This window comes from Streptococcus mitis (assembly GCF_026782895.1).
Taxonomy (GTDB): domain Bacteria; phylum Bacillota; class Bacilli; order Lactobacillales; family Streptococcaceae; genus Streptococcus; species Streptococcus mitis_CB.
Genome location: NZ_JAKUXJ010000008.1, coordinates 49682 through 50169 on the forward strand (window position 1 = coordinate 49682; position 488 = coordinate 50169).

General features: G+C 52.3%; 5 tRNA genes. All 5 read right to left on the reverse strand.

Annotated features, from left to right (window positions below):
• Positions 1-14: 14 nt before the first annotated feature.
• The 5 genes from MK480_RS09960 to MK480_RS09980 all read right to left on the reverse strand — a co-directional run bounded on the left by MK480_RS09960 (position 15) and on the right by MK480_RS09980 (position 454).
• Positions 15-86: transfer RNA gene (locus MK480_RS09960), tRNA-Met, on the reverse strand.
• A 10-nt stretch (positions 87-96) separates the two neighbouring features.
• A tRNA-Ser gene (locus MK480_RS09965) sits at positions 97-186 on the reverse strand.
• 4 nt (positions 187-190) lie between these two features.
• Positions 191-262 (reverse strand) — tRNA-Glu (locus MK480_RS09970).
• Between the two features lie 8 nt (positions 263-270).
• Positions 271-344, reverse strand: a tRNA-Ile gene (locus MK480_RS09975).
• Positions 345-383: 39 nt separating this feature from the next.
• A tRNA-Gly gene (locus MK480_RS09980) sits at positions 384-454 on the reverse strand.
• Positions 455-488: the final 34 nt, after the last annotated feature.

Below are 488 nucleotides of genomic sequence, written 5' to 3' on the forward strand. Positions count from 1 at the left end.
TACCGAGCCTTANNGCGGGAGCAGGATTTGAACCTACGACCTTCGGGTTATGAGCCCGACGAGCTACCGAGCTGCTCCATCCCGCGTTAATACAAAAGGAGGATGTGGGATTCGAACCCACGCACGCTTTTACACGCCTGACGGTTTTCAAGACCGTTCCCTTCAGCCGGACTTGGGTAATCCTCCAAAATAGTCCGTACGGGATTCGAACCCGTGTTACCGCCGTGAAAAGGCGGTGTCTTAACCCCTTGACCAACGGACCAAACTTTATGGGCACGAGTGGACTCGAACCACCGACCTCACGCTTATCAGGCGTGCGCTCTAACCACCTGAGCTACGCGCCCAAGTTAAAAACTTGGTAATGTAATTTGAACAAAGTTCAAAGCGGGTGACGAGAATCGAACTCGCGACAACAGCTTGGAAGGCTGTAGTTTTACCACTAAACTACACCCGCTTAAATGGGAGTTAACGGGATCGAACCGCTGACC